At 72.6% G+C, this 14099-nt stretch carries 11 protein-coding genes; 6 read left to right on the forward strand and 5 right to left on the reverse strand.

The window, feature by feature from the left end:
* Positions 1-13: 13 nt before the first annotated feature.
* Positions 14-1696 carry a phenylacetic acid degradation protein PaaN gene (gene paaN / locus J7E94_RS11175; protein WP_215014535.1) on the reverse strand — a complete coding sequence of 561 codons (1683 nt, stop codon included), beginning with the start codon at positions 1694-1696 and terminating at the stop codon, positions 14-16.
* A gap of 124 nt (positions 1697-1820) precedes the next feature.
* On the opposite strand from paaN, the gene J7E94_RS11180 reads away from it, so the two are divergent.
* The 3 genes from J7E94_RS11180 (at position 1821) to J7E94_RS11190 (ending at position 5828) form a co-directional block, all read left to right on the forward strand.
* Positions 1821-3386 (forward strand): 3-hydroxyacyl-CoA dehydrogenase, encoded by a 1566-nt coding sequence (locus J7E94_RS11180; protein WP_215014536.1) that lies wholly within the window; start codon positions 1821-1823, stop codon positions 3384-3386.
* Positions 3383-3973 (forward strand): TetR/AcrR family transcriptional regulator, encoded by a 591-nt coding sequence (locus J7E94_RS11185; protein ID WP_215014537.1) that lies wholly within the window; start codon positions 3383-3385, stop codon positions 3971-3973. Before J7E94_RS11180 ends, J7E94_RS11185 begins: the two co-directional genes overlap by 4 nt.
* A gap of 265 nt (positions 3974-4238) precedes the next feature.
* On the forward strand, positions 4239-5828 hold the full coding sequence (locus tag J7E94_RS11190) for a PKD domain-containing protein (RefSeq protein ID WP_215014538.1): 1590 nt from the start codon (positions 4239-4241) through the stop codon (positions 5826-5828).
* A gap of 139 nt (positions 5829-5967) precedes the next feature.
* Here the strand turns inward: J7E94_RS11190 and J7E94_RS11195 are convergent, their stop codons facing one another.
* A complete protein-coding gene (locus J7E94_RS11195; RefSeq protein ID WP_215014539.1) occupies positions 5968-6537 on the reverse strand; it encodes an Lrp/AsnC family transcriptional regulator in 570 nt (189 codons plus the stop codon).
* Positions 6538-6739: 202 nt separating this feature from the next.
* Between J7E94_RS11195 and pdhA the strand changes: the two genes are divergently transcribed.
* The 3 genes from pdhA to J7E94_RS11210 are packed head-to-tail and all read left to right on the forward strand — an operon-like array spanning position 6740 to position 10223.
* The gene (gene pdhA, locus J7E94_RS11200) at positions 6740-7876 is read left to right on the forward strand and encodes a pyruvate dehydrogenase (acetyl-transferring) E1 component subunit alpha (protein WP_215014540.1); all 1137 of its coding nucleotides are present in this window, start codon (positions 6740-6742) and stop codon (positions 7874-7876) included.
* 47 nt (positions 7877-7923) lie between these two features.
* The gene (locus tag J7E94_RS11205) at positions 7924-8892 is read left to right on the forward strand and encodes an alpha-ketoacid dehydrogenase subunit beta (RefSeq protein ID WP_215014581.1); all 969 of its coding nucleotides are present in this window, start codon (positions 7924-7926) and stop codon (positions 8890-8892) included.
* Entirely contained in the window at positions 8892-10223 is a 1332-nt protein-coding gene (locus tag J7E94_RS11210; protein ID WP_215014541.1) for a dihydrolipoamide acetyltransferase family protein, read from the forward strand. The genes J7E94_RS11205 and J7E94_RS11210 overlap by 1 nt, the downstream gene beginning before the upstream one ends.
* Positions 10224-10709: 486 nt before the next feature.
* Here the strand turns inward: J7E94_RS11210 and J7E94_RS11215 are convergent, their stop codons facing one another.
* From J7E94_RS11215 to J7E94_RS11225, 3 genes are read right to left on the reverse strand one after another with little or no spacing between them, the layout of a single operon-like run.
* Positions 10710-11687 (reverse strand): NAD(P)H-quinone oxidoreductase, encoded by a 978-nt coding sequence (locus J7E94_RS11215; RefSeq protein ID WP_215014542.1) that lies wholly within the window; start codon positions 11685-11687, stop codon positions 10710-10712.
* Positions 11688-11747: 60 nt separating this feature from the next.
* Entirely contained in the window at positions 11748-12827 is a 1080-nt protein-coding gene (locus tag J7E94_RS11220; protein ID WP_215014544.1) for a TrkA family potassium uptake protein, read from the reverse strand.
* Positions 12815-14068, reverse strand: a complete 1254-nt coding sequence (locus tag J7E94_RS11225; RefSeq protein WP_251056498.1) for a molybdopterin molybdotransferase MoeA — start codon at positions 14066-14068, stop codon at positions 12815-12817. Before J7E94_RS11225 ends, J7E94_RS11220 begins: the two co-directional genes overlap by 13 nt.
* Positions 14069-14099 lie beyond the last annotated feature (31 nt).

Here is a 14099-nt window from a genome sequence, read left to right on the forward strand (position 1 = left end):
TCCGGCCACAGCACTAGGCCTGGCGGCGGACCTCCACCACGCGGAAGCGGTTCGACACGAAGGCGCCGTCGCACAGCGCCGCGTTGGCCGCCGGGTTGCCGCCCGAGCCGTGGAAGTCCGAGAACGCCGCGGTCTGGTTGACGTACACCCCGCCGGTCAGGTTCAGCGACAGCTGCGCCGACTCCTCCAGGCAGACCTCCTCGATCGCCCGCTCGGTGTCCGCGGACGTGGTGTACGCGCCCACCGTCATCGCGCCCTTGTCGCGGACCGTGCGGCGCAGCAGGTCCAGCGCGTCCGCCGTGGAGTCCACGGCCACGGCGAACGAGACCGGGCCGAAGCACTCCGAGAGGTAGGGCGCCTCCGGGTCCGGCTTGGACGCGTCGAGCTTCACCATCACCGGGGTGCGGACCACCGCGTCCGGGAACTCGGGGTTCGCGACCTCGCGGGAGGGCAGCGCGACCTCGCCCAGAGCGGCCGCCGCCTCCAGGCGGGCCTTGACGTCCGGGTTCACCAGCGCGCCCAGCAGCGCGTTGGCCCGGGCGTCGTCGCCCAGCAGGCCGCCGACCGAGGCCGCGAGGTCGGCGACGACCTCGTCGTACGACTTGTGGCCGGCGTCCGTCTCGATGCCATCCCGCGGGATCAGCAGGTTCTGCGGGGTGGTGCACATCTGGCCGCTGTAGAGGGAGAGGGAGAACGCGAGGTTCGCCAGCATGCCCTTGTAGTTGTCCGTGGAGTCCACGACCACCGTGTTGACGCCGGCCTTCTCCGTGTAGACCTGCGCCTGGCGGGCGTGGGTCTCCAGCCACTCGCCGAACTCCGTGGAGCCGGTGTAGTCGATCAGCTTGATCTCGGGGCGGACCGCGAGGCTCTTGGCGATGCCCTCGCCCGGGCGCTCGACGGCCAGTGCCACCAGGTTCGGGTCGAAGCCGGCCTCGGCGAGGACCTCGCGGGCCACCTGGACGGTGAGCGCCAGCGGCAGGACGGCCCGCGGGTGCGGCTTGACCAGGACCGGGTTGCCGGTGGCGAGGGAGGCGAACAGGCCGGGGTAGCCGTTCCAGGTCGGGAAGGTGTTGCAGCCGATCATGAGGGAGATGCCGCGCGGGACCGCGGTGAAGGTCTTGCCGAGCTCCAGCGGGTCCTTCTTGCCCTGCGGCTTCGACCAGTCGGCCTGCCCGGGGACCCGCGTCTGCTCCTCGTACGCGTACGCCACGGCCTCCAGGCCGCGGTCCTGCGCGTGCGGTCCGCCCGCCTGGAACGCCATCATGAAGGCCTGGCCGCTGGTGTGCATGACCGCGTGCGCGAACTCGTGGGTGCGGGCCGAGATGCGCGACAGGATCTCGATGCAGACGAGGGCGCGCGCCTCAGGACCGGCATCGCGCCAGGCGCCCATGCCGGCCTTCATCGCGGGCAGCAGGACGTCCGGGTCCACGTGCGGGTACTCGACGCCCAGCGCCGGGCCGTACGGGGACACCTCGCCGCCCGTCCAGCCGTCGGTGCCGGGCTGCCCCAAGTCCAGCCGCGTGCCGTTAAGGGCCTGGAAGGCGGCGAGGCCGTCGGCCGGGGCGCTCTCGCCGTACGCCTTGGGGTGCTCGGGGTGCGGGGACCAGTAGGCCCGGCTGCGGATCGCCGACAAGGCCTGATCCAGGGTGGGCCGGTGCTTGTCGGACAGCTGGGGGACGGTGAGCGCGGCGGCCATCACAGACCAACTCCTCGTTGAGCCGGGCGAAGAAGAGCAGACTGGAGTTAGAGTAACCGAACGATCGGTCGGGACAAGAGGGCCCGGCAGTCCTGTGGATAAGTCGGTGCGGGAGGATCAGGACATGACAGCAATCGAGCGGTCCCGCACTGTGGCGGTCGTCGGGGCGGGCACCATGGGACAGGGCATCGCCCAGGTCGCCCTTCTCGCAGGTCACCGCGTGCTGATCTACGACATCGACGCCGCACTCGCCGCCCGCGGCGCCGGCTCCGTGCGCGACCGCGTCGAGCGGATGGCCGCCAAGGGCCGGCTGGATCGGGCCGAGGCCGAGGACGCGATCGGCCGAATCGATTCCGCCGCCGCCCTGGAGGACCTCTCCGCCGCCGCTCTCGTCGTCGAGGCGGTCGTCGAGGACGCCGACGTCAAGCGCGCGCTCTTCGCGGCACTCGAAGAGGTGGTTTCGCCGGACGCGCTGCTGGCCACCAACACCTCCTCCCTCTCCGTCACCGAGCTCGCCGCCGGGCTCGCGCACCCCGGCCGCTTCCTCGGCCTGCACTTCTTCAACCCGGCCCCGCTGCTCCCGCTCGTCGAGGTGGTCAGCGGATTCGCGACCGACCCGGCCGCCGCCGAGCGTGCCTACCGCACCGTCCTCGGCTGGGGGAAGACGCCGGTCCGCTGCGCCGACACCCCCGGTTTCATCGTCAACCGGATCGCCCGCCCCTTCTACGCCGAGGCCTTCGCGGTGTACGAGGAGCAGGGCGCCGACCCGGCCACCATCGACGCCGTGCTCCGCGAGAGCGGCGGCTTCAAGATGGGCCCGTTCCAGCTGACCGACCTGATCGGCCAGGACGTCAACGAAGCGGTGACCCGCTCCGTGTGGGAGTCCTTCTTCCGCAGCCCCAAGTTCACCCCCTCCCTCGCGCAGCGCCGGCTGGTCCAGTCGGGCCGCCTCGGCCGCAAGTCGGGCCACGGCTGGTTCCCCTACGGGCCTGGCGCCGCCCTGCCGCAGCCCCACACCGCCGCTCCCGAGGAGGCCCCGGCCAAGGTCACCGTGGTCGGCGACCTCGGGCCCGCGGCGGAGCTGGCCGAGCTGATGGAGGAGGCCGGGATCTCGGTCACCTCCACCGAGCACGGGGGCCCGTACATCCAGCTGCCCGGCGAGGGACAGCTGGTGCTCGCGGACGGGAAGACCTCCGTCGAGTTCGCCGACGTCGTCTACTTCGACCTCGCGCTCGACTACCGCGAGGCCACCCGGATCGCGCTCTCCGTCAGCGAGGACACGAGCGAGCGGACCCTCGCCGAGGCGGTGGGCCTCTTCCAGGGGCTCGGCAAGCAGGTCTCCGTCATCGGCGACGTCCCCGGCATGATCGTCGCCCGGACCGTCGCGATGCTGATCGACCTCACGGCCGACGCGGTCGCGCGCGGCGTGGCCTGCGCCGAGGACATCGACACGGCCATGCGGCTCGGCGTCAACTACCCGCTCGGACCGGCCGAATGGCACGACCGGCTCGGCCGGGACTGGGCCTACGACCTGCTGCACCACCTCGACGAGCGCTGTCCCGGCGGCCGGTACGCGCCCTCGCTCGCGCTGTTCAAGCTGGGGTACGCGGCGGGCGGCGAGGACGAGGCGGCATTCGAGGACTCCGAGGACGCGGAAGAAGGCCCGGACGAGGCGGAGGGGACCGAATGACCACGGCCAAGCGGGACACCTACACCCCCGAGACCCTCCTCTCCGTCGCCGTCCAGGTCTTCAACGAGCGCGGCTACGACGGCACCTCGATGGAGCACCTCTCCAAGGCCGCGGGCATCTCGAAGTCCTCGATCTACCACCACGTCACCGGCAAGGAGGAGCTGCTGCGCCGGGCCGTGAGCCGCGCTCTCGACGGGCTCTTCGCCGTCCTGGAGGAGCCGGGCGCGGTACGGGGCCGGGCGGTCGAGCGCGTCGAGTACGTCACGCGCCGCACGGTGGAGGTGCTCGTCTCCGAGCTGCCCTACGTGACGCTGCTGCTGCGCGTACGGGGCAACACCCGGACCGAGCGCTGGGCCCTGGAGCGCCGCCGCGAGTTCGACCACCAGGTCGCCGATCTGCTCAAGGCGGCCGCGGCCGAGGGCGACCTCCGGGCGGACGTGGACATCCGGCTCGCCACCCGGCTGCTCTTCGGCATGGTGAACTCCCTGGTCGAGTGGTACCGCCCGCACCCGGGCACGGGCCACGACCAACTTGCGGATGCGGTGGTCCACATGGCCTTCGACGGCCTGCGGACGGTCCGCGACTGACCATTGGCGGGTATTCCCCTCGGGGACTGCTCCGGGGCTCTGTAGTCTTAGCGGGATTTTGATCCTGAGCGCGTTCAAAAAAGTGCGCTCGCACATGTCTTCACAACCACATGGGGGGCCGGTGCGCAATCGCCGACTCGTAATTTCCGCTGCCGTGATCGTCGCGGCGAGCGTTGGTTTCATACCGGGCATCGCCCAGGCGGCCGGACCGGACGCGCCTGCGACGCTCGGGAAGCAGGGAACGCACGGGACGTCCATTCCCGACGTGGACCTGAGCAAGAGCGGGTCCGCGAACTTCAAGACCTTCACCAGCCCTGCCGACCGTACGGTCCGGCGCGCGCTGCCGCAGGCCAAGGGGGGCAAGGCGGCCGCCGCCACGCCGCAGGCCGACGCGCAGGCCACGCCGCAGGCCGAGACGCAGGCCGCAGCCGGCAACCCGGACCTGTCGATCCTGCTCAACGCCGCGAGCAAGACCGCGCACGGCCTCGATCTGACGACCACCATCACGAGCGCGCCGGCCTCGCTCAGCGTCACCGTCGAGTGGGGCGACGGGACCAAGGACGTCGTGAGCGCCTCCGGGTCCGCCGTGCTGAACCAGAAGCACACGTACGCGGAGCTCGGCGAGTACACCGTCAGGGTCACCGTGACGGACGCCGCGAACCAGGCCGAGGTCGTCAACGACTTCCCGATCATGACGGCGGGCTCGGACTTCACCCCGCACACGCCCACCCGCCTGCTGGACACCCGCGAGGGCATCGGCGCGCAGAAGGCCAAGGTCGCGGGCTTCGGCACGACCAAGGTGAAGATCGCCGGCAACGCCCAGATCCCGGCCGGCGTCACGGCCGTGGCCCTGAACGTCACCGTCACCAACCCCGCCACGGCCGGCCACATCAGGGTCTACGGCTCGGGCGGACCGCGTCCGACCACGTCGAACGTCAACTTCGCCGCCGGCCAGACCGTCCCGAACATGGTGATCGTGCCGGTCGGCAAGGACGGCTCGGTGGAGCTGTACAACAGCGGCGAGGGCTCGGTCGACCTGATCGCCGACGTCACCGGCTACTTCACCCGGACCAAGTCCAGCGGCTATACGCCTCTGAACCCGGCCCGCCTCGTCGACTCCCGTGAGGGCCTCGGCACCAGCAAGGGCCTGGTGCCCGGATTCGGAACGTTCACCGCCCAGATGAGCGGTCTCGGCGGCGTCCCGGCCGGCGCGACGGCCGTGGCGCTCAACGTGACCATCACCGAGCCGCAGGCCGCCGGCCATCTGACCGTCTACCCGGCGGGCCAGGCGGCGTCGTCCACGTCGAACCTGAACTTCAGCGGCGGCCAGACCATCGCCAACGCGGTGATCGTGCCGGTCAGCGCCGACGGCAAGATCAACGTCCGCAACGGCTCCTGGGCCGGGACCCACGTCATCGTCGACGTCGTCGGCTACTACAGCCCCGGCAGCACCAGCGCCTACATGCCGGTCACGCCGGAGCGACTGCTCGACACCCGTGGCGACGAGAACTGGAACTCGGGACCGCTGCTGGGCTTCGAGTACCTGTACATGCCGCTGTCCACGAGGAACCCCGACATCACCGGGTTCGCCCTGAACAGCACGGTCACCAACACGACCGACCACGGCCACCTCTCGGTCGCCCCCGACCCGAACACGCGGGAGCAGTACCAGAACGGCACGGCCGTATCGCCGCCCGTGCCGAACTCGTCGACCCTGAACTGGACGCCGGGCAAGACCGTTCCGAACCTGGTCCAGGCGAGCACGGGGAAGAACGGCATCATCGACTTCTTCAACTGGAGCCCCGGCAACACCGACGTCATCGTCGATGTCTTCGGCTACTACGACAAGGGCTGACAGCTGACAGCTGATCGCTGATCCACCCGCGCGGACACCGCGCACAGCGCCCCGGGAACGGCCGTCCAGGCCCGTCCCCGGGGCGTTCGCGTGTCCGGGGCACCTCGGCGGTCCTCCGCGCCCGTGTGCGGGCCCGGGGCTACTCCTCCGAGATCGTCGGGCCGGCGGCCGGGCCCGCGCCCGGAGCCAGCAGATCCGTTTCTTCGAAGACCAGCAGGGTGCGTGTGGAGAGCACCTCCGGGATGGCCTGGAGGCGGGTCAGGACCAGCTCGCGCAGGGTGCGGTTGTCCGGGGTGTGCACCAGCAGCAGGACGTCGAAATCCCCGCTGACCAGCGCGATGTGCGCGGCGCCCGGGAGCTCGCGCAGCTGCTCGCGGACCGTCCGCCAGGAGTTCTGCACGATCTTCAGGGTGATATAGGCGGAGGCGCCTTGACCTGCGCGTTCGTGGTTGACGCGGGCCGTGAACCCGCGGATCACCCCGTCGTCGATGAGCCGGTTGATACGGGCGTAGGCGTTCGCGCGCGAGACGTGCACCTGCTCCGCCACCGACCGTATGGACGCACGGCCGTCCGCCTGGAGCAGCCGGATGATCGACCGGTCGATCGGGTCCAGGGGGCGGGGCGGAACGGAAGGTACCGGTGGGGCCCCGGGGGCGGCCCCCGGCGGGACCGGTGCAGAACCCGCTCCGGCCATTTGTTCATCCGGCATTGCCCGATGCCTCCCTCTCCTGGACGTCCTGCACCCATCCCAGGGCCCCGGCGCCACTTTGTCCACAGCCTGGGCCCGCCTGTAGCCAAATTGCGTGGACAACCGAACAATCGGTAGGTGAGGCGCCTCACATTCCCCCAGCTACCGCTGGGGGTACCCCCAGAGCGTCCAACCGACTTCCCACGAGGAGGTGTACGCCGCCATGACGGTCCAAGAGCTGCCCGGTGCCGGTGCGTCCCACCGACCCACCCCGCCGCCCGCCTGGAGGCCCCGTACGGATGCCGCCCCGCTGCTCCCGGACCCCGAGCCCTACCGGGTGCTGGGCACTCCGGGGGCAGACCGGCTCGACCCGGCGCTGATGCGCCGCTGCTACGCCGAGCTGGTGCGCGGCCGCCGCTACAACGCCCAGGCCACCGCGCTGACGCGGCAGGGCCGGCTCGCCGTCTACCCCTCCACCGTCGGCCAGGAGGCCTGCGAGATCGCGGCCGCGCTGGTCCTGGAGGACCAGGACTGGCTCTTCCCGAGCTACCGCGACACCCTGGCGGCCGTGGCCCGCGGGCTGGACCCCGTACAGGCGCTGACCCTGCTGCGCGGCGACTGGCACACCGGCTACGACCCCCGTGAGCACCGGATCGCCCCACTGTCCACCCCGCTCGCCACCCAGCTGCCGCACGCGGTGGGCCTGGCGCACGCGGCCCGGCTGCGCGGGGACGACGTCGTCGCCCTGGCCATGGTCGGCGACGGCGGCACCAGCGAGGGCGACTTCCACGAGGCGCTGAACTTCGCCGCCGTGTGGCAGGCCCCGGTGGTCTTCCTCGTCCAGAACAACGGCTTCGCGATATCCGTCCCGCTCGCCAAGCAGACCGCCGCCCCGACGCTGGCCCACAAGGCCGTGGGCTACGGAATGCCCGGCCGGCTGGTCGACGGCAACGACATCGCCGCGGTGCACGAGGTGCTGACCGAGGCGGTCCGGCGGGCCCGGGCCGGCGGTGGTCCGACCCTGATCGAGGCCGTCACGTACCGGATGGAGGCCCACACGAACGCCGACGACGCCAGCCGCTACCGCGGCGACGCCGAGGTCGAGGCCTGGAAGGCGCACGACCCGGTGGAGCTCCTGGAGCGCGAGCTGACCGCGCGCGGGATCCTCGACGAGGCGGGCATCCAGGAGGCGCGCGACGCGGCCGAGACGATGGCGGCGGCGCTGCGCGAGGGAATGAACGCGGATCCGGTGCTGGACCCGATGGACCTCTTCGCGCACGTCTACGCGGAGCAGACCGGCCGGCTGCGCGAGCAGGCGGCCATGCTGCGCGCCGAGCTGGAAGCCGAGGAGCAGGAGTGACGACCGTGGCGGCGAAGTCTGTGAAGCCGGGGGTCAAGCCGGCGACGATGGCGCAGGCCCTGACCCGGGCGATGCGCGACGCGATGGCGGAGGACCCGACGGTCCACGTCATGGGCGAGGACGTCGGGACGCTGGGCGGTGTCTTCCGGATCACGGACGGGCTCGCGAAGGAGTTCGGCGAGGACCGGTGCACGGACACCCCGCTCGCGGAGGCCGGGATCCTCGGCGCGGCGGTCGGCATGGCCATGTACGGGCTGCGGCCGGTGGTCGAGATGCAGTTCGACGCGTTCGCGTACCCGGCCTTCGAGCAGCTGATCTCGCACGTGGCGAAGATGCGCAACCGCACGCGCGGCGCGATGCCGCTGCCGATCACCATCCGGGTGCCGTACGGCGGCGGGATCGGCGGGGTGGAGCACCACTGCGACTCCTCCGAGGCGTACTACGTGGCGACGCCCGGCCTGCATGTGGTGACCCCGGCTACCGTCGAGGACGCGTACGGGCTGCTGCGCGCGTCGATCGCGAGCGATGACCCGGTGGTCTTCCTCGAGCCGAAGCGGCTCTACTGGTCGAAGGCGGACTGGAACCCGGCGGCCCCGGCCGCTGTCCCGGGCATCGGCAAGGCCCTGGTCCGCCGTACGGGCACCAGCGCGACGCTGATCACCTACGGGCCTTCGCTGCCGGTCTGCCTGGAGGCGGCCGAGGCGGCACGCGCGGAGGGCTGGGAGCTGGAGGTCGTGGACCTGCGCTCGCTGGTCCCCTTCGACGAGGACACGGTCGTGGAGTCCGTACGCCGGACCGGGCGCGCGGTGGTCGTCCACGAGGCCGGCGGCTTCGGCGGGCCGGGCGCGGAGATCGCCGCTCGCGTCACGGAGCGGTGCTTCCACCACCTGGAGGCGCCGGTGCTGCGGGTGACGGGCTTCGACATCCCGTATCCGCCGCCGATGCTGGAGAAGCACCACCTGCCGGGAGTGGACCGGATCCTGGACACCGTGGCCCGCCTGCAGTGGGAGAACTGATGCCGCAGGTAATGGAGTTCAAGCTCCCCGACCTCGGGGAGGGCCTGACCGAGGCCGAGATCGTGCGCTGGCTGGTGGCGGTGGGCGATGTCGTCGCCGTCGACCAGCCGGTCGTCGAGGTCGAGACGGCCAAGGCGATGGTGGAGGTGCCCTGCCCGTACGGCGGCGTGGTCACCGCCCGCTTCGGCGAGGAGGGGCAGGAGCTGCCGGTCGGGGCTCCGCTGATCACCGTGGCGGTGGGCACGGGAGCGGCTCCCGGGCCGGAGGCGGAGGCTTCCGGGTCGGAGTCGACTTCGACTTCGGCTTCGGGTTCGGGTTCGGGTTCGGGCAACGTTCTGGTCGGCTACGGCACGGACCACTCGCGTCCGGCGCGTCGGCGACGGGTGCGACCCGTCACCGCCGGGGTTGCGGCGCCGGTGGTCCCTGCCGTCACGGCCCCGCCGGCCGGGTCTGGCCCGGTCGCGGCCGGGCCCGTCCCGGTGATCTCGCCGCTGGTGCGGAAGCTGGCCAAGGACCACGGGGTGGATCTGCGTGCGCTGCGCGGGTCGGGGCCCGAGGGTCTGATCCTGCGGGCGGACGTGGAGGCGGCGCTGCGGGCGCCGGAGCCGGTTCCCGTCCCGATGCCGACCGCCCTGGCTCCGCAAGGGGAGCGGATTCCGCTCAAGGGGGTGCGGGGCGCGGTAGCGGAGAAGCTGTCGCGCAGCCGGCGGGAGATCCCGGACGCCACCTGCTGGGTCGACGCGGACGCCACCGAGCTGATGGCGGCCCGGGCCGCGATGAACGCGGTGGGCGGGCCCAAGATCTCGGTGCTCGCGCTGCTGGCCCGGATCTGCACGGCGGCGCTGGCCCGGTACCCGGAGCTGAACTCCAGGGTGGACCTGGCGGCGGGCGAGATCGTCCGGCTCCCGGCCGTCCACCTCGGCTTCGCCGCACAGACCGAGCGGGGCCTGATGGTCCCGGTGGTCCGGGATGCCCAGAGCCGGAATCCGGAGTCCCTGTCGGCGGAGTTCGCCCGCCTCACGGAACTGGCCCGGGCCGGGAAGCTGGCGCCGGCCGACCTCACGGGCGGGACGTTCACCCTCAACAACTACGGGGTGTTCGGGGTCGACGGCTCCACGCCGATCATCAACCACCCGGAGGCGGCGATGCTCGGCGTGGGCCGGATCATGCCGAAGCCGTGGGTGCACGGGGGTGAGCTGGCGGTCCGCCAGGTCGTCCAGCTGTCGCTCACGTTCGACCACCGGGTCTGCGACGGTGGCACGGCGGGCGGCTTCCTGCGGTACGTCGCCGACTGCGTGGAGTCCCCGGCGGTCTTGCTCCGCAGCCTGTAGCCGGTGTAGGGGACCGCTGCGCGGAGCGGTCCCCTACCCGCCCTTCCCCCTCCCCCACACTCCGTCCGGGGGGACCCCACCCGGGCTCCGCCCCGGACCCCGCGCCTCAAACGCCGGCGCGGCTGAAGAGTCGCCTCAAACTCCGGCGAGACTGAATTGCCCTCCCGGCGGCGGGAAGTGTCCAGACCACACCGGCCACATCCGGCCTGGCTGCCCAGGCCGATTGCCTCCCGGCGGGGGGAAGCCTTAGACGGCGCCGGCCACATCCTGCCCCGCCGCCCAGGCTGAATTGCCCTCCCGGCGGCGGGAAGTGTCCAGACCACAGCGGCCACATCCAGCCTCGCCGGCGTTTGAGGCGCGGGGTACGGGGCGGAGCCCCGGGCATTGAGCCGCACCGACCCACAGGCCCGGCCCCGCCACCGGCCCCGGCCCCGGACGGAGTCCGAGGGGCGGGTCCGGGCAGCGCCCGGGTGGGGGGCGCCGCGCTCAGAGCGTGAGCAGCAGTTTGCCCACGTGGCTGCTCGACTCCATGGCCCGGTGGGCCTCGGACGCCTCCGCCATCGGGAACGTCGCGTGCACCACCGGCCGTACCCGCCCCGCCGAAACCAGCGGCCACACGTGTTCCCGTACGGCGGCGACGATGGCCGCCTTCTCCTCCAGCGGCCGGGCCCGCAGCGTGGTGGCGGTGATCGCCGCCCGCTTGGCGAGCAGCGCGCCGAGGTTCAGCTCGGCCTTCACCCCGCCCTGGAGCCCGATGACCGCCAGCCGGCCGTTCACGGCGAGGGCGTCCACGTTCCGGGAGAGGTACTTGGCGCCCATGATGTCCAGGATCACGTCCGCCCCGGCCCCGCCGGTCGCCGCCTTCAGCTCCGCCACGAAGTCCTGTTCGCGGTAGTCGATCAGGAGGTCGGCGCCCAGCTCCTTGCAGCGCGCGAGTTTCTCCGGGCCCCCGGCCGTCACCGCGACCGTCGCGCCGACCGCCTTCGCCAGCTGGATCGCCATCGTCCCGATGCCGCTGGACCCGCCGTGCACCAACAGGGTCTCACCGGGCCGCAGCCCGGCCACCATGAACACGTTCGACCACACCGTCGCGACGACCTCGGGCAGCGCGGCCGCCGTCACCAGGTCCACGCCCGCCGGCACCGGCAGCAGCTGGCCCACCGGGACGGCCACCTTCTGCGCGTACCCGCCGCCGCTCAGCAGGGCGCACACCTCGTCGCCCACGGACCAGCCGGACACCCCCTGCCCGATCGCGGCGATCCGCCCGGAGCACTCCAGACCCGGGTGGCGCGAGGCGCCGGGCGGGGGATCGTAGAACCCCTGCCGCTGGAGGAGGTCGGCGCGGTTCACGGCGCTCGCCGCGACCTCGACGAGGACCTCGCCGTCGCCCGCCACCGGATCGGGTACGTCGGTCCAGACGAGGGCCTCGGGCCCGCCGGGCTGCTCGATGGTGATCGCATGCATGGCCCGGAGGCTACGCCAATGGGCCGGACCGGAACAGCATCTAGTCGGCGGGGCCCAGCGTCACCGGCCGTGAGGTTGCGGTGCCGCCCGCACGATGGTGATGAGACGGTCCGTCAGCTGAAGCGGGCTCGCGTGCGGGTCGTCGTACGGCAGCAGCCGGTGCCCGCGCAGCACGCTCACCACCAGGTCGTCCGTCTCCCGGACCGACTTGCCCGCCTCGGCCCGGTTGACGGGCCGTTCGATGAGGTCGAGGCCGGTGCCCTGCTGGATCAGGTCCTCCATCACGGTGCCCGCGCTCGGGCTGAGGACCGACAGGCCCAGCAGCCGGCCGGCCGCGCTCGCGCTCGTGATGACCGCGTCCGCTCCGGACTGGCGCAGCAGCGGGGCGTTCTCCTCCTCGCGCACCGCAGCGACGATCTTCGCCCCACGGTTGAGTTGCCGGGCCGTCAGCGTGACCAGGACCGCCGTGTCGTCCCGCTGGGTGGCGATGATGATCTGACGGGCCCTCTGCAGCTCGGCGCGGAGCAGGACGTCGGAGCGGGTGGCATCGCCGACCACGCCCGTGAAGCCCTCCGCGTTGGCCGTGTCGATCACCTTGGCGCTGGGGTCCACGACGACGACCTGATCCTTGGAGAGGCCGGTGGACAGCAGCGTCTGCAGGGCCGAGCGGCCCTTGGTGCCGAAGCCCACGATGACCGTGTGCTCACGCAAGTTCTTCCTCCAGCGGTTCAGCCGCCACTCTTCCCGGGTCCGTTCCGTGAGGACCTCCAAGGTGGTCCCGACCAGGATGATCAGGAACAGCACGCGCAGCGGCGTGATCAAAAGGATGTTCATCAGCCGGGCGCTGTCGCTGTACGGGACGATGTCGCCGTATCCGGTCGTCGACAGCGTCACGGTGGCGTAGTAGACGCAGTCCAGGAAGTCGACCCGGTTGTCGGCGTTGTCGTGGTAGCCCTTGCGGTCGAGCCACACGATCAGGACCGTCAGGCAGAGCACGAACAGGGCCATCAGCAGGCGCCGGGAGACCTGGCGCAGCGGTTTCTCGACGACGCGCTTGGGCAGTTTGATGCGCCGGGAGACGAGCTTCTCGTCCGCGCCCCGGGCCATGGCGTCCTGGCCGTGGAGTTTCACGTGAAACATCCTCCGGAGGCCCACGGCAGATCGAGGATCTCCAGGTCCTGCCCGGACCGCGCCCCGTGCGGCGGTACGACGGCCAGCGCGTCGGCGGCGGCCACGCCGCGCAGCATCGCCGGACCGTTGTAGCGCAGGGGCACCGCGTGATCGCCGCTCAGCAGCACCGGGACCAGCCGGGTGTCGTGCGGGTGGCCGGGCACGTCGTCCTGGACCGTGGCGGTGTAGCGGGGGCGCCGGCGGCGGCCGGCGAGGGCGCGCAGCAGCGGTTCGGCGAGGGTCAGCAGGCCGGAGACGGCGGCGAGCGGGTTTCCGGGCAGCCCGACCAGGTGCCTGCCCTCGGCGCGGTCGCCGATCCGGGCCAGCAGCATCGGATGCCCGGGCCGTACGGCCACCCCGTCGACCAGGAGTTCGGCGCCGGCCCGGGCCAGCACGGGGTGGACGTGGTCGACGGGCCCGGAGGCGGTGCCGCCGGTGGTGACGACGACATCGGCGGCGGAGGTGGTGACGGCGTGGAAGAGGGCCTCGGCCCCGGCCGGGTCGTCGCCGAGCCGCCGGGTGCCGATGACCTCGGCGCCGAGGCGGGTGAGCCAGGGGCCGAGCATGGGGCTCAGCGCGTCCCGGATCAGGCCGTCGTGCGGGCGGCCCGCGGTCAGCAGTTCGTCGCCGAGGACCAGGATCTCCACCCGGGGCCGGGGGCGGGTGGTCAGCTCGTCGTACCCGGCGGCCGCGGCGAGGCCGAGGACGGCGGGGGTGACCAGGGACCCGGGGGGCAGCAGCAAGTCGCCGGAGCGGCACTCCTGGCCGCGCGGGCGCATGTCCTGGCCGGTGAGGACGGGCCGGTCGGCGAAGAGCTGGGTGCCGCTCTCACGGCAGTGCTCGCTGCGGATGACGGCGGTGGTGTCCACGGGGATCCGGGCGCCGGTGGCGATCCGTACGGCCTCGCCGTCCGCGAGGGGCGCGGGCCGGTCGGAGCCGGCCAGTACCCCGCCGCCCGCGCGGACCGACCACGGGCCGGGGCCGGCGACGGCCCAGCCGTCCATGGCGGAGGTGTCGAAGGACGGCAGGTCGGTCAGGGCGTCCAGCGGCGTCGCCAGCACCTCGCCGAGGGCGTCCGCGAGCGGGACCCGATGGGTGCGCGGCCGCGTCCCGGCCCCGGCGTGGACGGCCGCGTCCCGGGCCCGCGGCCAGGCGCAGGCGCGGTGCCCGCCGGACCCGCCGCCCTTGGGGGACGGCCGGACGAGGGCCAGGGCCTCCTCAAGGGCCTGCTCGGGCGTGGCC

This window comes from Streptomyces sp. ISL-94 (assembly GCF_018614075.1).
In the GTDB taxonomy this organism is placed as follows: Bacteria; Actinomycetota; Actinomycetes; order Streptomycetales; family Streptomycetaceae; genus Streptomyces.

Bases quoted from the DNA above. Each gene is read 5' to 3' on its own strand.
- J7E94_RS11215 (WP_215014542.1), bottom strand. From the start codon at position 11,687: ATGCATGCGATCACCATCGAGCAGCCCGGCGGGCCCGAGGCCCTCGTC.
- J7E94_RS11185 (WP_215014537.1), top strand. From the start codon at position 3,383: ATGACCACGGCCAAGCGGGACACCTACACCCCCGAGACCCTCCTCTCC.
- J7E94_RS11220 (WP_215014544.1), bottom strand. From the start codon at position 12,827: ATGTTTCACGTGAAACTCCACGGCCAGGACGCCATGGCCCGGGGCGCG.
- J7E94_RS11195 (WP_215014539.1), bottom strand. From the start codon at position 6,537: ATGCCGGATGAACAAATGGCCGGAGCGGGTTCTGCACCGGTCCCGCCG.
- pdhA (WP_215014540.1), top strand. From the start codon at position 6,740: ATGACGGTCCAAGAGCTGCCCGGTGCCGGTGCGTCCCACCGACCCACC.
- J7E94_RS11205 (WP_215014581.1), top strand. From the start codon at position 7,924: ATGGCGCAGGCCCTGACCCGGGCGATGCGCGACGCGATGGCGGAGGAC.
- J7E94_RS11210 (WP_215014541.1), top strand. From the start codon at position 8,892: ATGCCGCAGGTAATGGAGTTCAAGCTCCCCGACCTCGGGGAGGGCCTG.
- paaN (WP_215014535.1), bottom strand. From the start codon at position 1,696: ATGGCCGCCGCGCTCACCGTCCCCCAGCTGTCCGACAAGCACCGGCCC.
- J7E94_RS11180 (WP_215014536.1), top strand. From the start codon at position 1,821: ATGACAGCAATCGAGCGGTCCCGCACTGTGGCGGTCGTCGGGGCGGGC.